The sequence below is a fragment of the Mesorhizobium sp. WSM4830 genome (assembly GCF_055811495.1).
The window spans coordinates 1-1,063 of sequence record NZ_JBVVQI010000090.1; the positions used below are offsets into that span (position 1 = coordinate 1).

Annotated in this window: 2 protein-coding genes; both read right to left on the bottom strand. The window is 61.0% G+C overall.

Annotation, left to right across the window (positions count from 1 at the left end):
- A partial coding sequence (groEL, locus tag AC0L2Y_RS34450; protein WP_473562318.1) for a chaperonin GroEL occupies nt 1–719 on the bottom strand: 719 nt, incomplete at its 3' end.
- 62 nt (nt 720–781) lie between these two features.
- Nucleotides 782–1,063 (bottom strand): co-chaperone GroES (gene groES, locus AC0L2Y_RS34455; RefSeq protein WP_473562319.1); only part of this gene is annotated, 282 nt, incomplete at its 5' end.

A 1,063-nucleotide genomic window follows, 5' to 3' on the forward strand; every position in this document is an offset into this window, starting at 1 on the left:
ACAGCCTCGAGGATCGGCAGCATGGCCTGCAGGTTGGAGAGCTTCTTCTCGTGGAGAAGGATGTAGGCGTCTTCCAGATCCGCAACCATCTTTTCGGCGTTGGTGACGAAGTAGGGCGAGAGATAGCCGCGGTCGAACTGCATGCCTTCGACGACCTCGAGCTCGGTCTCGGCGGTCTTGGCTTCCTCGACGGTGATGACGCCTTCATTGCCGACCTTCTGCATCGCTTCCGCGATCATCGAGCCGACCGAAACATCGCCATTGCCGGCAATGGTGCCGACCTGGGCAACCTCTTCCGAGGTCTTGATCTTCTTGGCGTTCTTGATCAGCGTCGCGACGACGTCGGCTACGGCGAGGTCGATGCCGCGCTTGAGGTCCATCGGGTTCATGCCGGCGGCAACCGCCTTGTGGCCTTCCTGGACTATCGACTGTGCCAGAACGGTCGCGGTCGTGGTGCCGTCGCCGGCGATGTCGTTGGTCTTCGAAGCAACTTCGCGGACCATCTGCGCGCCCATGTTTTCGAACTTGTCCTCAAGCTCGATTTCCTTGGCGACGGTGACGCCGTCCTTGGTGATGCGCGGTGCGCCGAACGACTTGTCGATGACGACGTTGCGGCCCTTGGGGCCGAGCGTGACCTTCACCGCGTCGGCGAGGATGTTGACGCCGCGCAGCATGCGCTCACGAGCGTCGCGGGAGAATTTTACGTCTTTGGCAGCCATTTTTAGCTCCTGGCAGGGGCTTGGATTGAGCCCGAAGATTTAGATGAGGGTGAGGCCGATATTCAGCCGATGATGCCCATAATGTCGGATTCCTTCATGATCAGAAGGTCTTCGCCATTGAGCTTGACTTCGGTGCCCGACCACTTGCCGAACAGGATGCGGTCGCCGGCCTTGACGTCCAGCGGGACGAGCTTGCCGGCTTCGTCGCGGGCGCCGGAACCGACGGCGATGATCTCGCCTTCCTGCGGCTTTTCCTTAGCCGTATCGGGGATGATGATCCCGCCCGCGGTCTTGGATTCGGATTCGACCCGACGAACGACCACGCGGTCATGAAGCGGGCGGAA